18 protein-coding genes are annotated in these 19,975 nt (G+C 34.1%); 11 read left to right on the forward strand and 7 right to left on the reverse strand.

What is annotated here, in order from left to right:
- Positions 1 to 125: 125 nt before the first annotated feature.
- From JS605_RS09415 to JS605_RS09450, 8 genes are all read left to right on the forward strand, one after another.
- Positions 126 to 1,676: a hypothetical protein gene (locus JS605_RS09415; protein ID WP_317194145.1), complete on the forward strand. Its 1,551-nt coding sequence runs from the start codon at positions 126 to 128 to the stop codon at positions 1,674 to 1,676.
- The gene (locus JS605_RS09420; protein WP_203257469.1) at positions 1,676 to 2,683 is read left to right on the forward strand and encodes a vWA domain-containing protein; all 1,008 of its coding nucleotides are present in this window, start codon (positions 1,676 to 1,678) and stop codon (positions 2,681 to 2,683) included. The genes JS605_RS09415 and JS605_RS09420 overlap by 1 nt, the downstream gene beginning before the upstream one ends.
- 59 nt (positions 2,684 to 2,742) lie before the next feature.
- Positions 2,743 to 3,780, forward strand: coding sequence for a VWA domain-containing protein (locus JS605_RS09425; RefSeq protein WP_203257470.1), 1,038 nt, complete (start codon positions 2,743 to 2,745; stop codon positions 3,778 to 3,780).
- Between the two features lie 62 nt (positions 3,781 to 3,842).
- A complete protein-coding gene (locus JS605_RS09430) occupies positions 3,843 to 4,682 on the forward strand; it encodes a tetratricopeptide repeat protein (protein ID WP_203257471.1) in 840 nt (279 codons plus the stop codon).
- A 78-nt stretch (positions 4,683 to 4,760) separates the two neighbouring features.
- On the forward strand, positions 4,761 to 6,533 hold the full coding sequence (locus JS605_RS09435) for a BatD family protein (protein WP_203257472.1): 1,773 nt from the start codon (positions 4,761 to 4,763) through the stop codon (positions 6,531 to 6,533).
- 1 nt (position 6,534) lies between these two features.
- The gene (locus tag JS605_RS09440; RefSeq protein ID WP_203257473.1) at positions 6,535 to 7,296 is read left to right on the forward strand and encodes a tetratricopeptide repeat protein; all 762 of its coding nucleotides are present in this window, start codon (positions 6,535 to 6,537) and stop codon (positions 7,294 to 7,296) included.
- 106 nt (positions 7,297 to 7,402) lie between these two features.
- Entirely contained in the window at positions 7,403 to 7,663 is a 261-nt protein-coding gene (locus tag JS605_RS09445) for a hypothetical protein (protein ID WP_203257474.1), read from the forward strand.
- Between the two features lie 64 nt (positions 7,664 to 7,727).
- Positions 7,728 to 9,317, forward strand: coding sequence for a SulP family inorganic anion transporter (locus tag JS605_RS09450; protein ID WP_203257475.1), 1,590 nt, complete (start codon positions 7,728 to 7,730; stop codon positions 9,315 to 9,317).
- A 102-nt stretch (positions 9,318 to 9,419) separates the two neighbouring features.
- On the opposite strand, the gene JS605_RS09455 is transcribed toward JS605_RS09450, so the two are convergent.
- Both JS605_RS09455 and JS605_RS09460 read right to left on the reverse strand, forming a co-directional pair.
- On the reverse strand, positions 9,420 to 10,382 hold the full coding sequence (locus tag JS605_RS09455; protein WP_203257476.1) for a sodium-dependent bicarbonate transport family permease: 963 nt from the start codon (positions 10,380 to 10,382) through the stop codon (positions 9,420 to 9,422).
- 245 nt (positions 10,383 to 10,627) lie between these two features.
- Positions 10,628 to 11,149: a CvpA family protein gene (locus JS605_RS09460; protein ID WP_203257477.1), complete on the reverse strand. Its 522-nt coding sequence runs from the start codon at positions 11,147 to 11,149 to the stop codon at positions 10,628 to 10,630.
- A 72-nt stretch (positions 11,150 to 11,221) separates the two neighbouring features.
- Between JS605_RS09460 and JS605_RS09465 the strand changes: the two genes are divergently transcribed.
- Positions 11,222 to 11,578, forward strand: a complete 357-nt coding sequence (locus tag JS605_RS09465; RefSeq protein WP_203257478.1) for a hypothetical protein — start codon at positions 11,222 to 11,224, stop codon at positions 11,576 to 11,578.
- A 34-nt stretch (positions 11,579 to 11,612) separates the two neighbouring features.
- On the opposite strand, the gene dxs is transcribed toward JS605_RS09465, so the two are convergent.
- Positions 11,613 to 13,373, reverse strand: coding sequence for a 1-deoxy-D-xylulose-5-phosphate synthase (dxs, locus tag JS605_RS09470; RefSeq protein ID WP_203257479.1), 1,761 nt, complete (start codon positions 13,371 to 13,373; stop codon positions 11,613 to 11,615).
- 39 nt (positions 13,374 to 13,412) lie between these two features.
- Between dxs and JS605_RS09475 the strand changes: the two genes are divergently transcribed.
- The gene (locus tag JS605_RS09475; protein WP_203257480.1) at positions 13,413 to 13,862 is read left to right on the forward strand and encodes a nucleoside deaminase; all 450 of its coding nucleotides are present in this window, start codon (positions 13,413 to 13,415) and stop codon (positions 13,860 to 13,862) included.
- A gap of 72 nt (positions 13,863 to 13,934) precedes the next feature.
- Here the strand turns inward: JS605_RS09475 and JS605_RS09480 are convergent, their stop codons facing one another.
- The 3 genes from JS605_RS09480 to amaB all read right to left on the reverse strand — a co-directional run bounded on the left by JS605_RS09480 (position 13,935) and on the right by amaB (position 18,247).
- On the reverse strand, positions 13,935 to 15,125 hold the full coding sequence (locus tag JS605_RS09480) for a DUF1501 domain-containing protein (protein ID WP_203257481.1): 1,191 nt from the start codon (positions 15,123 to 15,125) through the stop codon (positions 13,935 to 13,937).
- Positions 15,126 to 15,127: 2 nt separating this feature from the next.
- Positions 15,128 to 16,516, reverse strand: a complete 1,389-nt coding sequence (locus tag JS605_RS09485; protein ID WP_203257482.1) for a DUF1800 domain-containing protein — start codon at positions 16,514 to 16,516, stop codon at positions 15,128 to 15,130.
- A 177-nt stretch (positions 16,517 to 16,693) separates the two neighbouring features.
- Positions 16,694 to 18,247: an L-piperidine-6-carboxylate dehydrogenase gene (amaB, locus tag JS605_RS09490; RefSeq protein WP_203257483.1), complete on the reverse strand. Its 1,554-nt coding sequence runs from the start codon at positions 18,245 to 18,247 to the stop codon at positions 16,694 to 16,696.
- 121 nt (positions 18,248 to 18,368) lie between these two features.
- On the opposite strand from amaB, the gene JS605_RS09495 reads away from it, so the two are divergent.
- Complete coding sequence (locus JS605_RS09495; protein WP_203257484.1) at positions 18,369 to 19,418, forward strand: isoaspartyl peptidase/L-asparaginase family protein; 1,050 nt, start codon at positions 18,369 to 18,371, stop codon at positions 19,416 to 19,418.
- 44 nt (positions 19,419 to 19,462) lie between these two features.
- Here JS605_RS09495 and JS605_RS09500 read toward each other — a convergent pair whose 3' ends face one another.
- A complete protein-coding gene (locus tag JS605_RS09500) occupies positions 19,463 to 19,972 on the reverse strand; it encodes a CAP domain-containing protein (protein WP_203257485.1) in 510 nt (169 codons plus the stop codon).
- Positions 19,973 to 19,975 lie beyond the last annotated feature (3 nt).

Genomic DNA, 19,975 nt, shown 5'->3' on the forward strand with positions numbered 1-19,975 from the left:
AGGACTAACGATTTATGATTAACAAATTACAATTTAAACAAGCAAAACACACTGTCTTCGGTCTTCCGTTTTCGGTCGTCTTTTCTTTGGTTTTCTGTTTTCTGTCTTTTTCCAGTTTCTCACAAGTGTCATCTTCAATCGATTCTACTGCCATAAAAATAGGATCCCAAGCAACCTATAAGATTCAAGTTGAAACCGATACCACCAATCTTGTTGTATTCCCAGAGGGACAGACGTTTGCGCCACTTGAAATGATAGAATCGTATCCCATAGATACTATTAAGAATGCTGATAAGTTTAACCTGATAAAAAAATATGGTTTAACACAATTTGATTCTGGGGCTTACACGATACCACGTCAAAAAATAATCATAGGTCAAAAAATAGTTTTTACAGATTCGCTTAAAGTTGAGGTAAATAATATTGTTGTAGATACCACAAAACAAGGCTTATATGGTATAAAACCTATCATTGAAGTAAAGAAAAAAGGAGGCAATTGGTGGAAATATCTCTTAGTTACACTTTTAATAATAGGTCTGGTAGCAACAGTACTTTGGTGGTTTATTTGGAGGCAAAAGCCTTTAACAGAAGAAGAAAAGATTGCCTTGCTCCCACCATATGATCGTGCTAAATTGGCATTACAAAAGTTAGATGAAAGCCATTATTTAGAACATCAAGAAATAAAAGAATACTATTCTGAATTAACATTAATCATCAGAAAGTATTTAGATGAAAAGGTATACGATCATGCTCTGGAAAGTACAACAGATGAATTGATTTATAGATTACGACTGTTAAAAGATGGTAATCAAATAGATTTAAGTCCAGAAACCATAAAGAATCTGGAAAGTATTTTAAGGCGAGCAGATTTAGTAAAGTTTGCTAAATCTGCACCAGATGTGGCATTAGCAGAATTAGATAGAAATACGATTGATGCTGAAATAGATCATGTAAAAGAAGTATTGCCTGAACCTACTGAAGAAGAAAAGCTTTTGGACGAAAAGTATAGAGAAGAACAAGAGCGCAAAAAGAAGCGTAAAAAAGTTTGGATAACAGTTGGTATTAGTGTGTTTTTATTATTGGCCACATTCACAGGTTTTTCTCTAAAGTATGGGTTTGACTATGTAAAGGATACCATTATAGGTCATGAAAGTAAAGAATTATTGGAAGGCGAATGGGTAACAAGTCAATATGGTGTACCTCCAGTAACCATTTCTACACCAAAAGTATTAAAACGAATGCCTGCGCCAGTTCCTGAAGAAGCCAAGCAACAGGTAGACATGACAATGTTTGGTTATGGTAGTATTCTAGAAGGATTTCATGTTTATGTTATCACAACCAAGATTAAAAATTTGGGTAAGAATAAAATTGAACTAGAGCAAATTGCTGAGCAGAGTATAAAAATGATAGAACAGCAAGGTATAGAAAACATGCTAGTTAAAAAGGATAAATTTAGTACTCCAAATGGAGCTGAAGGCTTAAAAATTCATGGTACAGGAGATTTTCCAACTTTAGTCGAAGGGAAGAAGCAAAAAGGAGAGTATACTATTTTGTTATTTAATGCCGATAACGTTTTTCAACAAATCGTTATTACCACAGAAGAAACAGATGCCTATGCTGACAAGATTGAAGAACGTATTTTAAATTCTGTAGAACTTAAACCAGAGGAAGAATAATGCTAGAAGGGATACAGTTTTTAAATAAAGAATTGTTTTGGTTGTTGTTGCTAATACCAGTAGCCATTGTCTGGTATATTTTTAAAAATAAAAAGCAAACTGCAGAATTAAAAATATCAAGTTTAAAAGGATTTAAAATCACTAATTCTTGGTTGCCAAAGTTAAGGCACATTCTTTTTGTATTACGTTTAATAGCATTAGCATTGTTAATTATAGCATTGGCACGACCCCAAACTGTTGATGTATCCAGTAAAACCAAAACCACACAAGGTATAGATATTGTTATGGCCATAGATGTCTCTGCCAGTATGTTAGCAAAAGATTTAAAGCCAAATAGACTAGAGGCTTTAAAGGAAGTAGCCTCAGAGTTTATTAAAGGACGTCCCAATGATCGTATAGGATTGGTAGAATATGCAGGGGAGAGCTATACAAAAACACCAATTACAAGTGATAAGGCCATTGTGTTACGTTCATTAAAAAGTATCAAATACAATACCATTATAGAAGGAGGTACTGCCATAGGTATGGGTTTAGCAACTTCAGTTAATCGATTAAAGGATAGTAAGGCGCAAAGTAAAGTTATTATTTTACTGACCGATGGTGTAAACAATACAGGGTTTATCGATCCTCGAACAGCAAGTGAGCTAGCAGTAGAGTATGGCATTAAAACGTATACGATTGGTTTAGGAACAAATGGTATGGCATTATCGCCAGTAGCAATCGATTCCAGAACAGGGCGTTTTCAGTATGGCAGAATTCAAGTTGAAATAGATGAAGCATTATTAGAAGAAATTGCAGAAGCCACAGGAGGTAAGTACTTTAGAGCTACGAACAATAAGAAGTTAGAAGAAATATATAAGGAGATAAACAAACTAGAGAAAACAGAAATTGAAGAGTTTAAGTTTTATAATTACGAAGAAAAATACCGTCCGCTAGTATTATTAGCTGGATTGCTTTTGCTCTTAGAATTGCTTCTAAGATTTACTGTTTTTAGAAGTTTTATTTAATACTGTTTTGATGATTTGTAGTAGACTGTTTGCTACTACTGTAAACCGAATACTTAGAGATGTATCAATTAGATGAAAAAATATGGTTTTGGGCGTTAGGGATAATTCCAGTAGTTGTCCTGCTCTTTTTGGTGCTTCAATTCTGGAAACATAGAACACAAAAGCAATTTGCAGATAAAGATCTATTAAAAAGGTTAAGTCCAGATACATCTGTTTTTAAGTCAGTATTAAAAATTATTTTTTTATGTCTAGCGTTTTTGTGTTTAACCATAGCCATGGTAAATCCTAAAATTGGTACAAAGTTAGAAACCGTAAAGCGCGAAGGGGTAGATATAGTATTTGCTGTTGACGTCTCTAAAAGTATGTTAGCCGAGGATATTGCACCTAACCGATTAGAAAAGGCAAAACAATTGGTAACGCAAATCATTAATAATTTAGCTAGCGACCGTGTTGGTATTATTGCCTACGCAGGAAAAGCATTTCCACAATTACCTATTACTACAGATTATGCCTCGGCAAAAATGTTTCTAAACAACATGAATACAGATATGCTGTCGTCTCAAGGTACAGCAATAAACGAGGCTATAAAATTAGCTACTACCTATTTTGATGATGAAGAGCAAACAAATAGAGTGTTGATTATTATCTCAGATGGAGAAGATCATAGTGAAGCAGCAGTTGATATAGCGGAGGAAGCCAATGAAGAAGGTATTCGCATTTTCACTATCGGGGTTGGCGATGTAAAAGGAGGACCAATACCGTTAAAAAGAAATGGTGTTGTAGTAAGTTATAAAAAAGATAGTCAAGGAGAGACGGTTATTACAAAGTTAAATGAAGACACATTAAAAGGTATAGCCTCAGAAGCAGATGGGGCGTATATTAATGGAAAAATCACAAACGATGTAGTAGAAAGTATAAGGGAAATTTTAAATAAAATGGATAAAACCGAATTTGAGGCCAAACAGTTTGCGGATTTTAAAGATCAATTTCAATGGTTTTTAGGTTTCGGTATATTCTTTTTATTACTGGATATATTTTTGTTGGAACGAAAAACAGCATGGTTGAAAAAACTAAATCTGTTCAATGAGAATTTATAATTTTTTTAACGCCATAAAAAACAGGGTTTTATAATTTAGAAAGAGCAAGTAAAATAGTAATTATGAAAAAGCTAATCCTATTTATCGTAATATGCATTTCCTTTGTTGGATTTTCGCAAGAAGATAAAGCACGCCTATTGGCAGAGAAAACAGCTAATAATTATGTTTATGAAGCTAATGAATTAGTAAGTGAAGATTTTATTGCCGCTGAGATGGCCTATAGAAAAGCATTATCTAAACAATCAGATAATATAGCAGGTTTGTATAATTTAGGGAATTCCTATTATGAAAAAGGCAACTTTGAAGAAGCCTTATACCGTCATCAACAAACAGCTAAGCTAGCCACTTCAAAAGAAGCAAAACATAAGGCATTTCACAATATGGGTAATGTACTTATGCAAAATAAAAAGTGTAAAGAAGCTGTTGAAGCATACAAAGATGCGTTGAGAAATAATCCTCTAGACGATGAAACACGCTATAATTTAGCTTTGGCCAAAGAATGTGCAAAGCAACAAGAAGAAGAAAATAAAGACGACGAAAATAAAGAGGATAAAGATAATAGCGAGGATAAAAAGGACGAGGAAAAAGAAAACAAAGACGATAAGAACCAAGAAGATCAGGAAGATAAAGAGGGAGACGAAAAAGAAGATAAAAAAGAAGAAGGAAAAGACGAAGAAGATAAGAAAGACGATAAAAAACCTGAGGATAAAAAAGATGAAAATAAAAAGGGAGATAAAGAAAAAGAAGATAAGCAAAAACCCCAGCCTAAGCCAGGACAACTATCTCCACAACAAATTAAAAGTTTGCTAGAGGCTATGAACAACCAAGAACAAAAAGTTCAGGAAAAAATGAATGCCGAAAAGCAAAAAGGAATCAAAATCAAGACAGAAAAAGATTGGTAAAAGAATTACGAATCATGAATTACGATTGTAGATTTAAGTAAGCCTGTAAATCGTAAATCTGAAAACGTAATTATGATTATGAAGTATAAAAAACACATATCATTAGTTTTATTACTGCTAGTTTCAAGTTTTATAGTAGCTCAAGTTAAATTTGAAGCTAAGGTTAGTAAAAAGAAACTTGGTATCAATGAGCGCTTACGGGTAGATTTTCAAATGAATAAAGACGGGGATAATTTTAACCCGCCTAGTTTTAATGGATTTACGGTTATTGGAGGACCAAATCAATCGGTAAGCAATTCATGGATAAATGGTGTTCGTACTTATAAAAAAACATACAGTTATTTTTTAGCGCCCAAACAACGAGGTACATTTAATATAGGTCAGGCCACAATAGAGATTGAGGGGGAAATCTACAAAACAACACCTATTAAAGTAGAAATTACTGCAGCGATTGATAAACCAAAAAACCCTAACGACCCCAGCTATATCGCCTCAAACAATATCCATTTAGTTGCTGAGGTTTCTAACTCTAATCCATATTTAAACGAGGCTATAACCGTAGTATACAAATTATATGTAGCACCTACTACGGGTGTAGACAATTGGAAAGAGATAGATATTCCCAGATACGATGATTTTTGGAGCCAGAACATAGATACACAAGGGCAACGCGTACAAAATGGCACGTATAAAGGCGAAGATTACCGTTATTTAATCTTACGAAAAACAGTACTGTATCCCCAACGTACAGGGAAGCTTAATATAGAACCGTTAACGTTAAATGTCGCTGTACAAGTACCAACAAATAGACGTGATATTTTTGGGAGTCGTTTAATGAGCAGGGTAAATAGAACAGTTTCAGCTGGTAATAGAACTATTAACGTAAAACCATTACCACAACAAGGTAAGCCTGCAGATTTTACTGGAGCAGTAGGGGATTTTAGTTTCAAAGTAACCACATCGAAAACAGAATTGGATGCTACCGAATCATTACAAGCCAAGGTTGAAGTAAGAGGAAAAGGTAATTTAAAGCTATTTAAATTACCTAAAATGAATTTGCCAAGCTCTTTAGAAGTTTACGAGCCAGAACATGAAGAGAACGTGAGTACAACATCTCGTGGTATGCAAGGAAGTATTTCAGATACTTACACTGTAGTACCTCAGTACAAAGGAAAATATCCAATTCCTAGCATTTCATTTTCATATTTTGATTTAAAAACCGAAAGCTACAAGCGTCTATCTTCAGATGAAATTGTAATAAATGTACTGGATGGCCCAGTGAGCAATGCATCTAAAGCATCAAACAACACGAACAATGTAGTTAAACAACAAATACAAACAGCCAGTAATCAATTTGCTTTTATAAAAACTAAAACAGATTTAATACCTAAACAAAAAGACTATTTTTTCAAGACCAATTTGTTTTGGAGTCTATTGCTAGGCCCTTTTTTAGCTATTCCACTTGCTATCATAATTAGAAGAAAGAAAGCTACTCGTGATGCAGATATTGAAGGAAATAAAATTAGACGTGCAGATAAATTAGCTAGAAAATACTTAAAAGGAGCGAAAAAGGAATTAGGTAAAAAAGAAGCATTTTATGAAGCGTTAGAAAAAGCATTACACAATTATCTTAAGGCAAAACTACATATAGAGACTAGTGAATTAAGCAAGGATAGGATACAAAGTTTACTTGTAGAACGAGGCGTTACAACAGATGTTATGAACGATTTTATTGCCATTTTTGAAAACTGCGAATTAGCACGTTACACGCCAATAGCAAACGTTACAATGCATGATGATTATCAAAAGGCAGCAACAACTATTTCTTTAATTGATAAACAAGCAAGTTAAAATGAAAGGTCTGGTATACATGTTAATCGTTTTGCTATGTTTTTCTAAACTTGAAGCACAAAACAACACGCTTTTTCAGGAGGGTAACACATTGTATAACGAAGGTAAATATGCAGAGGCCATAGATAAGTATATGGCTGTTTTAGAGACAGGGAGACATTCTTCAGAATTGTATTATAATCTAGGGAATGCCCACTATAAGCTAAATAATGTAGCACCTAGTATTTACTATTTTGAAAAAGCATTACTGTTAAAACCTGAGGATGACGACATAGAGAACAATTTGTCTTACGCTAATAATATGACTATTGATGCAATAGACTACGTTCCAGAAGTAGGATTTTCAAGGCTAATAAAAAATGTAACAAACACGTTTAGTTTTGATAATTGGGCTAAAATGACGGTGGTTTTAGCCTTTGCATATGTTATTTTGGTACTGCTTTATTATTTTTCGTATGCATCAGCTAAAAAGCGTATTGCATTTATTTCTAGTATTGTATGTTTGGTGTCGTTATGTATAGCATTGGCATTGGCTTTTAATAAGTACGAAATAGATAAAAAAGACAATCCAGCTATCGTGTTTGCCCAAGAGTCCCAGGTAAAAGCAGAGCCAAATTTAAGAAGTGAAGAATCTTTTAGGCTCCACGAGGGTACTAAAGTACAAGTGCTAGATACCGTAAAAAATTGGAAAAAAATAAGACTACTTGATGGTAAAACAGGATGGATTTCTTCCGAGGATATAAAAATATTGAAAGAGTTTTAAAAGCTTAAGAAAATATGTTTATATTTAATTCTGATTAATACAGAAAGAAATGCTTAAAAACGGGTTAGTTATAATTTTATCATCAATATTTTTATTGATTATAGCGATGCCTAGCATTATCAGCGTTTTAGATGATTCAGCAGATATATCCATATTTTACAATACATCCGAAGAAGAGAAGGATAAAAGTCAAGAGAAAAATGTAGATAAGGAATTTGTTGCCTTTCAAATAAAATCCGCTTTAAAAACTAAAGTTAAAAACGTTAAAGCGTTTAGTTTGTATTACTACCTAAAGTCCTATAAAAAACCTCATATAGAACTTTTTTTTCCACCTCCAAAGTTAGTTACAGTATTCTATAACATCTAATTAATTTTTATTCTAACAAACAAAATCTATGCCTTTAAGGCTATGGTTTTAAACTTTTATGTATATGTTCAAATATTTAAAAAATGATATACCTGCCAGTATAGTAGTGTTTTTTGTTGCGCTACCATTGTGTTTGGGAATAGCCTTAGCCAGTGGAGCCCCACTATTTTCGGGTTTAATTGCAGGTATTGTTGGTGGTATTGTTGTAGGAGCCATAAGTGGTTCTAATATAGGTGTAAGTGGACCTGCGGCAGGTTTAGCGGCCATAGTTTTAGCAGCAATAACGTCTTTAGGCTATGAAAACTTTTTAGTAGCTGTAGTTATTGGTGGAGTTATTCAGCTTTTGTTTGGTGCTTTAAGATTAGGTATTATTGGATACTTCTTCCCTTCTTCTGTAATAAAAGGGATGTTAACAGGTATTGGTATTATAATTATTTTAAAAGAAATACCTTATTTCTTTGGAATGGATAAAAACCCACAAGGGGATTTTGCATTTCTTCAAGTAGATGGTAAAAATACTTTAACAGAATTGTTAAATGCTATTAACGCCTTAATAAGTGGTAACTTTAGTGTTGGAGCTACGGTAATTGCTTTAATCGCAATGGGAATCTTGATCTTGTGGTCTAATGTGCTTTCTAAAAAAGGCAGGCTATTTCAATTAATACAAGGCCCTTTAGTAGCAGTTGTAATTGGTATTGTTTATTATATTTTAACCAAAGACAGTTCTTTAAATTTGGAGGAAAATCATCTTGTAAAAGTACCTGTTCCTGATAGTTTTGATAGTTTTAAAAGTCAGTTCAACTTCCCAAATTTTTCGATTATTACGAAACCAGAAATTTGGTTAACGGGCTTTACAATCGCTCTAGTAGCTTCATTAGAGACTTTACTTTGTGTTGAGGCTACAGATAAATTAGATCCTCATAAAAACGTAACCCCAACCAATAGAGAGTTGTTTGCGCAAGGTACAGGGAATATTGTTTCAGGTATGATTGGCGGTTTACCTATAACTCAGGTAATTGTAAGGAGTTCAGCTAACATTCAATCGGGAGGTCGATCTAAAATGTCTGCTATTATTCATGGGTTCTTTTTATTGATATCTGTAATAGCTATCCCAACATTATTAAACATGATTCCGTTATCTGTTTTGGCAGCGGTATTATTTATAGTAGGGTTTAAATTGGCAAAACCATCTACATTTAAGACTATGTTTAGCCTTGGTTGGAAACAATGGGTGCCATTTATAGTAACAGTATTAGGTATTATTTTTATTGATTTACTTTGGGGTATCTTTCTAGGTCTAGTAGTTGGAATCCTAATCATTATGGTAAAAAGCTATCAAAATTCACACTTTTTGCATAAAGAAGGCGAGGATGTTGACGACGGTAAAATAAAGATGACCCTTGCAGAAGAAGTAACGTTTTTCAACAAAGGAGCTATATTGAAGGAATTGGATAATATACCTCCAAATTCGTTTTTAGAACTGGATGTTAGCAAAACAAGATATTTAGATAACGATATTATTGAAATTCTTGAAGATTTTGCTCTTAAAGCTAAAGAACGAAATATAGATATAAAGTTAGTATCAGAGCGGGGTATTGTAGAAAACCCTGAAAGTTATATAGATTTCTTTAAACTGGATAAGCTAAGGCGGTAACTTTGCCGAGATTTAGTATAAAACGAAAACTATTACAAAGTAGAAAGCCACCGATAGGTGGCTTTTTTTAATATAATTTTTCATTTTCATAATTTATAGCAACTATACCATTTGGATAAAAGCATAGTAAATAGGCATACCTAAAGTAATATTGAAGGGAAATGTTATACCTAAGGCCATAGGAATATAAATACCTGCATCGGCTCTGGGTTCTGCTAGTTTCATCGTCGCAGGCACCGCAATGTAAGATGCGCCTGCCCCTAGAATGGCGAACAATAATCTGTTGCCAGAACTTTCAGTGATAAAGCCACTTAAATATGCAACAATAAGGCCATTAATAAGTGGTATTATAATACCAAAAGCAAATAAAAAGAGTCCGTATTTTTTAAACCCTTTAATTCGTTTCGCAGTTACCATTCCCATTTCTAAAAGGAATAATGATAGAAAGCCTTTAAAAATATCTGTAGTAAACGGTTCTATACCTCTTGCTTGGTTTGCATCAGCTATAAGCCCTATTGCCAAACTTCCTACTAGCATTAAAACGCTGCCACCAGTTAAGGAATGCTTTACTAACGATCCAATAGATTTATCCGTTTGCTTTTTGGCGTCATAAAGCATAATTAAAATTACGCCAACTATAATTGCAGGCGATTCCATAATCGCCATAATGGCTACCATATGACCTCCAAAAGAAACACCTTGATTTTCTAAAAAAGAAACTGCGGTAACAAAAGTAACAGCACTTACAGATCCGTAAGCTGCAGCAATAGCACCAGCATTAGGGACACCTACTTTTTTCTTCAGGGCGAAAAACGTATAGATAGGTACAATGCTGGACAGCAATATGGCAAAAATTATGGAATACAGAATTTCGGAATTGAATTCGCTATGCGACAATTCTTGTCCTCCTTTAAACCCAATAGCAAAAAGTAGATATAGAGAAATAAATTTTGATGAGTTCTCTGGGATTTTTAAGTCACTCTTTAGGCAAGTGGCGAGTATTCCCAGAATAAAAAAAAGTAATACTGGATTAGTTAAATTGCTAATTAGTACATCAATGTTCATACGGTTAGTTATTTTAATTTGAGGCAAAAGTATTTTAACTAATCCATATATTTTTATTTAAACTTTTTATCAGAAACATAAATTTTTTTTATACATATAATATTAAAATACCTCAAATATTTAATGGGTTTCTAAGGATACAGGCGGTAATTTAGTTGTTTAAGTATTGAAAATGAATTAACTAGGGTAGTTATTCAAACCGAATTTTTGTAGTAGTAAAAAACTGTTGAATAACGTAAATGGTGTTAAACAGATGTATTTATACCATCATTGCTGGTATCATCTTCCTTATTTAGGATATTGGGAAAAATTGTTGGTGCCAAAGATTTTACTGGATTGTATAAAATGGAATTCTCTAAATCTTCACTACTCGCAAAAGGAATAGTTTTGTTTAGGCCATCAAAAACAATAAGTACAACGCTTAATATTAGTCCTATTTTTAATCCTCCAAACACAGCACCTAATACTTTGTTTATAATACCCAAAGCAGCAAAATTTGCCAACTTGGTTAGTGCTTTCCCAGCGAGAGCTATGGCTAATACTATAATAACGAAGGTAATGGCAAAGGCAACAATATTAATGTATTTCTCATCCCATGAGACTTTTTCTATTAAAAAGTCTGCAGCAAAATTGCTAAAATGAATAGCCCCATAAACACCCAAAACTAATGCAGCAAGAGATGCTACTTCAACAAAAAGCCCTTTCATTAAACCACGAATAATACCAAATAAAAGAAGAGCTCCAAGAATGATATCTATAATTGCCATAGGCTAAATTTAAACAAAAATTAGAATACTACTAATATTTAGGTTTACTAACTTTGTAACCTAATTAAAATTATGTCTAGAGACGAGAAATTAAAAGAGCGCTGGGAGGTAGTGGTTAAAAAGTTATCCACTCAATTTGCCGATGGAGACACTCTAGATTTGGATGCTATTATTTATCTTATAGGTGTACAGGAACTTGGACAGTTAAATCGTAGTTTTAAAAAGGATCAAAAGCTAGATTTAATGCATATTGCTATTTGTAAGCTTTTAGCACCTTATGGTTACTACGAACTTGATTTTGTTGATGATGATGGTTGGCCACATTATAAAGCCCTTGAAGCACTTCCTTTTTTAAAAGCAGGCGAACAATCTGTTTTAATGAAAGAAGCTATTGTAAACTACTTTTTAGAAACTGAGTACATAGATTAAAATGTTACGATTTATTTAAAATCTAAAAACAGGTTTATTGCTCCAGAAGATTGCTAAAGGTATTTTTAAGTGTATCAATATCTAAACCAACTATAGCTTTTAATTGTTCAATACTACCATGTTCTATAAATGTATCAGGAATACCTAAGACTTTAATGGTGTTTTTATAGTTGTGTTCGGTAGCAAATTCTAAAATAGTAGAGCCAAAACCTCCTTTAATAGTATTGTTTTCAACAGTAACTATTGTATTGTATTTTTTAAAAATGGTATGCAATACATTTTCGTCTAGAGGTTTTACAAAGCGCATGTCATAATGAGAAACGTCTAAATCTATTATAGCTTTGGTTACGTTTTTAGCAATAGCCCCAATACTTAAAATAGCAAGGTGTTTGCCTTGTTTTAATTGCTCTCCTTTACCAATTTCTAGTTTTCTAAAAGGCTGTTTCCAATCTAAAGTTACTCCACGTCCACGAGGATAGCGAATGGCTATTGGTTGTTCTAGACCTAATTGTGCAGTATACATAATGTTTCGTAGTTCTACTTCGTCACGGGGAGCAAAAATAATTAGGTTAGGGATGCATCTTAAATAACTTAAATCAAATACACCATGATGCGTAGCCCCATCTTGCCCTACCAAACCGGCACGATCTAAACAAAAAATAACGGGTAGTTTTTGTAATGCCACATCATGAATAATCTGATCATAGCCTCGCTGTAAAAAGGTGGAATATATATTGCAAAAAGGGACTAATCCTTGTGTTGCCATACCGGCAGCTAATGTGACAGCATGTTGTTCCGCTATGCCAACATCAAATGCTCTTTCAGGAATTTTATCCATCATATATTTTAGAGAACTTCCCGTTGGCATTGCAGGGGTTATCCCTATAATTTTTTTATTTTGTTCGGCAAGTTCAACAATGGTATGTCCAAAAACATCTTGATATTTAGGAGGCTGTTTTTTGTTAGGCTGGATTTCTAAATTACCAGTTTTAGCATCAAACTTACCAGGAGCGTGGTATTTTACTTGATCTGCTTCCGCTTGTTTTAAGCCTTTACCTTTGGTAGTGATAATGTGTAATAACTTAGGACCTTTAACGGTTTTTAAACGTTTTAGTTCAGAGATGATTTTATCTAAATCATGGCCGTCAATTGGTCCTGAATAATCAAAATTTAAGGCTTCAATAATATTATTTCTTTTTTGCGTGCCTTTTTTTACGTTGGTTAAATATTCCTTTAAAGCACCCACACTTGGGTCTATTCCAATAGCATTGTCATTTAAAATAACTAATAAATTGGCATCAGTAACTCCAGCATGATTTAAGCCTTCAAATGCCATGCCGCTGGCAATAGAAGCGTCTCCTATTACAGCGATATGATGTTTGTCTTCTCCTTTTAATTTTGAGGCAATTGCCATTCCCAAAGCTGCTGAAATAGAAGTGGAGGAATGTCCAACTCCAAAAGTGTCATATTTGCTTTCACTTCGTTTTGGGAAACCACTAATGCCTCCTAATTGTCTGTTGGTATGAAATTTTTTTTTTCTACCAGTTAAGATTTTATGTCCATAGGCTTGATGCCCTACATCCCATAACAATACATCTTTTGGAGTGTTAAAAACATAGTGTAATGCAATGGTAAGCTCTACAACACCTAAACTTGCTCCTAAATGCCCCTCTTTTGTAGCGACGATATTGATGATAAACTCACGTAGTTCTTGGGCAAGTACTGGTAAGTCTTTTTGGTGTAAAAGGCGTAGCTCTTTTGGAGAATTTATGTTATTTAAAACAGAATTTTGCACATGGCAAAAGTACAAGAATGAATTTGTATTTTAGCAATTATGATAGAACCTTTTGATGATACTTACTTTATGAGGAAAGCCTTAAATGAGGCTGAAATAGCTTTTGAAAAGGGAGAGGTTCCTGTAGGTGCTGTTATTGTTATTGATAATAAGGTTATAGCAAGAGGACATAATTTAACTGAACAATTAAATGATGTAACAGCTCATGCTGAAATGCAAGCCATTACCGCTGCTGCTAACTTTTTAGGAGGTAAGTATTTAAAAGGGTGTACGCTTTATGTTACGCTGGAACCTTGCCAAATGTGTGCTGGTGCTTTGTATTGGAGTCAGATTTCTAAGGTTGTTTATGGAGCCAGAGATTTGGAGCGTGGTTGTATTAATTTAAAAACCAAATTGCACCCTAAAACAACCATGCAAGGTGGAGTTTTAGAAGAAGAAGCAAGTAGTTTATTAAAACGCTTTTTTGTAATGAAACGTAATTTAAATTAACTTTTAAGTACAACAATTAGTTTTTTATCAGGTTTTTAAAGATGGATGAGTAAAACGCCAGCAACAGCTATATTAAATAAAGTGTAATTGCTTAAACGATTTGTTTAGTACTTTTTTATCATCAACCTCAAGCCATTTATCTAAAACGGTGGCGTAAATTGTTCTAAAATCTATTTCGAATTTTAAATCGCCATTTTCATCCAAATCATCTAGGTTAGCCATATTATTGTAAAGTCCTTGTTTTTTTAGGTTTTCCCCAATAATAAAAACGTTGTTAGCTGTACCGTGGTCTGTACCAATACTAGCATTCTGTTTCACGCGACGCCCAAACTCTGAAAATGTTAATATTAAAGTGTCTTTAAAGGTGTTATTCGCTTTTAAATCTTCCACGAACGCCTCTACACTTTGCGCATACATATTTAGTAAGCGTTTTTGAGTAGCTTTTTGGTTTACATGCGTATCAAAACCACCCAAAGAAGTATAATATACTTTAGTAGACAAATGTGAGTTAATAAATTGTGCTGTGGTTTTCATTTGTTTACCAAACTTATTCTTTGGATATTCCTTTTTGCTTGTAACCGTTTTTGAAGTTTCGTAAATGTATTTTGCTGAAGACTCGGCTGCAATCATAGATTTATATAGATATCCCAAATTATGCTCACTTAAATGCTTATCTACTAGATGTCTGTTAATATTTTTGAGGTAAGGCCCTTTAGATAGGTTATACATGATTTTAGGGTCTTTTGTGGCTATAGCGTTTATGCTTTCGCCTTTCATAGCAAGAGATAGGCTGTCGTCTATCTCTATAGCACTATGCGAGTTTTTACCGTAAGCATCTAAATATCGGCCTATCCATCCGCTTTGGGAATAATGATTGGAGTCTGAGGCGGTTTGCCAAATATCCATAGACCTGAAATGCGATCGGATTGGGTTAGGGTAGCCTACATTATTTATAATGGAAACATAGCCTTTATCATAAAGCCGTTTTAAAGGAGCTAAGCTGGTATTTAAACCAACTTCGTCATTGAGTTTTATAATATCGTTTTGCCCTAGTCCTAGAGTTGGACGCTCTTTGTAGTAGGAATCGTTTCTAAAAGGAACTACGGTGTTTAAACCGTCATTTCCGCCAGATAATTGTATAATTACTAAACGCTTATAGCCTAATTTACTACTGGCTACCTCTTCAAAAGCCTTAACAAAACTAGGCACAAAAAACAAGCTGCTTGCTAATGATGATTGTTTTAAAAATTTTCTTCTATCCATAACTAACACATTTGATATTCTGGTAAAGACATAAGCTGTATACAGTATTCTTGTTTTGAAACTTTTTGTAAAGACTGTAAATATATTTTTGCATCTTTATGTAATGGGCAAGCCAAAATGTAGGGTTCTATGTCTTGTAAGGCTACTTTTTTAAAATGCTTTTCAAAATAATCCCAATTGGTTTCTGTATTAAAACGTTTACCATATCTTTTCTTGAAGTGTTGTTTTTTGGCATCTATCATCACATCTTCAGTACCATTTTTAACATTTGAAATGTATGCGTTATTCAGCAACAACGATGGTAATTTTAAACGTAGCATAATAGTATTGCTGTCTATCCAGTTTCGGCCACCTTTCCAACCTGCAACATTGGGGGGATCTAATAGGGTTTGACCCAATAGCCGTTGAATTTGTAATAGTTGTTTGGGGTTTTTAAATACTACAGGAACTGTATATTTTAGTCCAACTAAAAACTCTATGGGTGATTTGATTTTTGAACCTATGTTTTTTTCGTCATAAAACCAGTTAGACATTAAAACAAACTGCATTAGATGCTCTATGTTGTAGTCTTTATAGAACACATCTGTCATAGCATTTACATGTCTCTCATCTACTAGATCGTTTACGAAATAGCGGTACACTTTGGTGCAAATGTATTTGGCGCACTGGCGCTCTTCTAAAATGATATCGATGATATCTTCTCCATTAAAATTTCCTGTTTTTCCAAAGAATGTTTTGTCTGTGTAGTCGTGTTGCCGTTTTCTAAACAAAAACTCTCCACGTAGATTGTGGCTATAACCTGTAAATGCTCTAGCACTTTCCTTAATGTCCTGTTCGGTATAATGACCTTCTCCTAGAGTAAATAACTCCATCAATTCTCTAGCAAAATTTTCATTAGGTTTTTGCTTTTTATTCTGCTTAGTGTTTAAGTATTTTGTCATAGCTGCTTCTTTTGAAACGGCTTTAACAAAATCACCAAAATTACCTAAAGCATGTTGTCTTAAAGTATTATTGAATTGTTGAATGTAAACGATATTATTGTCTTCACATACAAAGTGATTGGCCCAGAATAGTGTCATTTTTTCGCGAAGTAATTCTGATGAATTTGCTAAACGATTTATCCAGGATATATTAAGTTCTACTTGTTTCTTTCTACTTATTTTTTGAATTTTTCGTCGCGTATCTGCATCTAATCTTGAGCCACTCATCATACCTCCAAAAATATCTTTGATTTCAGAGATATCAACTTCCAATTTAGTAGTGTTTTTAGAAGCTTTAATGAGATCGTCTACTATTTGCGCCTTACTTTTTGGAGATATAGTTTGTAGTGTTGAAGGTAGTATTCCAAAACCAATACGCCTGTATAAATGCTGTATGTGTTTAGGCTTCATATTTGTATGATTTAAAGTAATGCCAATATTACTTTTAGACTGAAGTTTTGGATAAAGGTTTAATAAGCTTTAAGCTATCAATATTTTAATGTTAACCCTTCACTTTATTTAAGACACTTGTTTGCATACCACATATTGCAGTTTCAGTGTATCTTAATTCTATCAAACGTGACGTTTTTACAAATCAAACTTTATCCCTTGAGCTAAAGGCAATTCCGTAGTGTAATTAATAGTATTGGTTTGGCGACGCATATAAATTTTCCAAGCATCAGAACCAGATTCACGTCCGCCACCAGTTTCTTTTTCACCGCCAAAAGCACCCCCAATTTCAGCACCAGATGTCCCTATATTTACATTGGCAATACCGCAATCAGAGCCTTCTTGTGATAGAAATTGTTCAGCCTCGCGTAAATTATTGGTCATAATCGCTGATGATAACCCTTGCGCTACATTATTCTGAATATCAATAGCATTTTCTATGCTTTCAGAGTATTTCAATAAATATAAAACAGGTGCAAAAGTTTCATGTTGCACAATTTCATATTCTGATTTTGCCTCTGCAATAGCAGGTTTTACGTAGCAGCCGCTTTCATAACCTTTTCCTGAAAACACACCACCTTCAACCAAAATAGTACCACCTTCTTCAACCACCTTGTCTAAGGCTTCTTTATACATCTTAACAGCATGAGTATCAATTAAAGGCCCAACGTGATTATTTTCATCTAATGGATTACCTATTCGTAATTGTTTGTAGGCATCAACAATAGCATGTTTAACTTTATCGTAAATAGTTTCATGAATAATTAAACGACGGGTTGATGTACAGCGCTGTCCTGCAGTACCAACAGCTCCAAAAACAGCGCCAATTACCGTCATTTTTATATCGGCATCTGGTGTTACGATAATGGCATTATTACCACCTAATTCTAAAAGCGATTTACCTAAACGTCCTGCAACTTCCTTAGCTACTATTTTTCCCATTCTGGTAGATCCAGTTGCAGATATTAAAGGGATGCGAGAATCCTTTGTCATAAACTCACCCACTATGTAATTACCATTTATTAAACAGGAAATACCTTCTGGTAAATTATTGGTTTTTAAAACTTCAGCAATGATATTTTGACAAGCAATACCGCAAAGGGGTGTTTTTTCGGAAGGTTTCCAAACACAAACATCACCGCAAATCCAAGCCAAAGCCGTGTTCCAGGACCAAACAGCAACAGGGAAATTAAAGGCAGAAATAATACCTACTACGCCAAGTGGATGATACTGCTCGTACATACGATGCCCAGGGCGTTCGGAATGCATGGTTAAGCCGTGTAGTTGTCTTGATAATCCAACAGCAAAATCGCATATATCAATCATTTCTTGAACTTCTCCCAAGCCTTCCTGATAACTTTTTCCCATTTCATAGGAAACCAATTTTCCCAAAGCTTCTTTTTTCTCACGTAATTTATCCCCAAACTGTCGCACAATTTCTCCACGTTGAGGTGCTGGCACCATACGCCATGCCTTAAAAGCAGAAGTAGCTACCTTCATCACGGTTTCATAATCTTCTTTTGTAGTTGCTTTTACCGATCCTATTAGTTGACCATCAACGGGAGAATAACTTTCGATTATTTCTCCATTTGAAAAATGAAATGACCCTGTGGATGTACCCTCATTTACAGTCTGTACTCCTAATATTTTTAATGCATTTTGAATGCCAAATTTGGTAGCTATTGATTCCATGTTTTATTGATTATTCAGTTATTCAAATAATTTTTACGAATATAGTAAGTAAATATGATTTTTGTTAAAATTTAGCAATATTGAAATTTGTACTTTTACATCTTATAAATTTATTGGATACATGAAAAAAGCACTTTCCGTTTTATGCATCACTCTACTGATAATCTCTTGTAAGAATGATATAAAACCAGAAATTAAAAAGGATTTGGATCAAACAGAAAAAGTAGAATTTGCTATTGTAATACATGGTGGTGCTGGTTATATGAGAAAAGATAATATCTCTAAGGAAAAAGAAGCAGAGTATCGCCAAAAACTAGAAGAAGCTATTCGTGTAGGCTATACCATTTTGAAAGATGGTGGGTCCAGTTTAGACGCTGTTCAAAAAACTATTAATATTCTAGAAGATTCTCCACTTTTTAATGCTGGCAAAGGAGGTGTTTTTACTAATGAGGGTACTTGCGAACACGATGCTTCTATTATGGATGGTAAAACTTTAAATGCAGGAGCTTCGGCAGGTACTAAAATGGTTAAAAATCCTATAGATTTGGCAAGAGCTATTATGGAAGATTCGCCTCATGTAATGCTTGCAAGAGAAGGTGCTGAAACCTTTGCCAAAGAACAGGGTTTGGATATCGTAGATCCAGAGTACTTCTATACAGAAAAGAGCATGAAGTCTTTAGAGCGTGTGAAAGCCTCAGAACAAAAAAAGGTCGCCTCGTTTTACGATGCAGATATTCAAAACTCAAAATTTGGAACTGTAGGTTGTGCGGCTTTAGACAAACACGGAAATTTAGCAGCAGGCACCTCAACAGGCGGTATGACGAATAAACGTTGGGGGCGTATTGGAGATTCCCCAATTATTGGTGCTGGAACTTATGCTAATAACGCTACTTGTGCTGTGTCTAGTACTGGCTGGGGCGAATATTTTATTCGTGGCACGGTAGCTTACGATATCTCTGCACTTATGGAGTATAAAGCGCTTAGTTTAGAGGATGCAGCAAAGGAAGTTATTCAGAATAAATTACCAAACGTAGGCGACGGCAAAGGTAATGGTGGTATTATAGCTATTGATCATAATGGCAATATGGTTATGGAGTTTAACACCCCCGGTATGTTTCGCGCTACAATGAATAATAAAGGCGAATTGTATGTTGAGATGTTTGCAAACTAAATAACTTTTTTAGCAGTATCCTTATTTTCTTAAAATACTTAATGCTAAGTATTAATATTGCGCTTCTTTAAAAATATCTGAGTAAAATAATACACACCAGCGTCGTTTTTGATAACGCCAATACCAATGTGCGTAAAGTCGCCTTCAATATTTTTTCTATGTCCAGAACTATTTAACCAAGCGGTCATTACTTGTTGGGCAGAGCGTTGACCATAAGCTACATTTTCGCCTGTTCGTGACGCATTTTCTTCAGCAATTAAACGATCAGAACGTTGGTCGAAATCATCATGACTAATATCGTTCTGGGCAATCATATAATTAGTATGCTCGATTGCTAAATTAGTTGCTAAATCATTTACTTGTAATGGGTTTTCGCCAATACTTAATCTATGTTCATTAACTAATTGTAATATTTCGTCTGCAACAGAAAGGACTTCTGCCATTTCAACAGCTTCCTCTTCAGTTAGTTCTTCTTCTTTTGAACATGAAACAGAAATCATTAAAAATGAAATGCAAACAAGTAAAATGTAGGTTTTAGAAAAAAAGACTTTCATAAT

The sequence above is a fragment of the Hyunsoonleella ulvae genome (genome assembly GCF_016827605.1).
In the GTDB taxonomy this organism is placed as follows: Bacteria; Bacteroidota; Bacteroidia; order Flavobacteriales; family Flavobacteriaceae; genus Jejuia; species Jejuia ulvae.

Excerpts from the sequence above, each read along its gene's own strand:
- JS605_RS09420 (WP_203257469.1), top strand. The coding sequence starts at position 1,676 with ATGCTAGAAGGGATACAGTTTTTAAATAAAGAATTGTTTTGGTTGTTG.
- JS605_RS09425 (WP_203257470.1), top strand. The coding sequence starts at position 2,743 with ATGTATCAATTAGATGAAAAAATATGGTTTTGGGCGTTAGGGATAATT.
- JS605_RS09430 (WP_203257471.1), top strand. The coding sequence starts at position 3,843 with ATGAAAAAGCTAATCCTATTTATCGTAATATGCATTTCCTTTGTTGGA.
- JS605_RS09435 (WP_203257472.1), top strand. The coding sequence starts at position 4,761 with ATGAAGTATAAAAAACACATATCATTAGTTTTATTACTGCTAGTTTCA.
- JS605_RS09440 (WP_203257473.1), top strand. The coding sequence starts at position 6,535 with ATGAAAGGTCTGGTATACATGTTAATCGTTTTGCTATGTTTTTCTAAA.
- JS605_RS09445 (WP_203257474.1), top strand. The coding sequence starts at position 7,403 with ATGCCTAGCATTATCAGCGTTTTAGATGATTCAGCAGATATATCCATA.
- JS605_RS09450 (WP_203257475.1), top strand. The coding sequence starts at position 7,728 with ATGTTCAAATATTTAAAAAATGATATACCTGCCAGTATAGTAGTGTTT.
- JS605_RS09455 (WP_203257476.1), bottom strand. The coding sequence starts at position 10,382 with ATGAACATTGATGTACTAATTAGCAATTTAACTAATCCAGTATTACTT.
- JS605_RS09460 (WP_203257477.1), bottom strand. The coding sequence starts at position 11,149 with ATGGCAATTATAGATATCATTCTTGGAGCTCTTCTTTTATTTGGTATT.
- JS605_RS09465 (WP_203257478.1), top strand. The coding sequence starts at position 11,222 with ATGTCTAGAGACGAGAAATTAAAAGAGCGCTGGGAGGTAGTGGTTAAA.
- JS605_RS09475 (WP_203257480.1), top strand. The coding sequence starts at position 13,413 with ATGATAGAACCTTTTGATGATACTTACTTTATGAGGAAAGCCTTAAAT.
- JS605_RS09480 (WP_203257481.1), bottom strand. The coding sequence starts at position 15,125 with ATGGATAGAAGAAAATTTTTAAAACAATCATCATTAGCAAGCAGCTTG.
- JS605_RS09485 (WP_203257482.1), bottom strand. The coding sequence starts at position 16,516 with ATGAAGCCTAAACACATACAGCATTTATACAGGCGTATTGGTTTTGGA.
- amaB (WP_203257483.1), bottom strand. The coding sequence starts at position 18,247 with ATGGAATCAATAGCTACCAAATTTGGCATTCAAAATGCATTAAAAATA.
- JS605_RS09495 (WP_203257484.1), top strand. The coding sequence starts at position 18,369 with ATGAAAAAAGCACTTTCCGTTTTATGCATCACTCTACTGATAATCTCT.
- JS605_RS09500 (WP_203257485.1), bottom strand. The coding sequence starts at position 19,972 with ATGAAAGTCTTTTTTTCTAAAACCTACATTTTACTTGTTTGCATTTCA.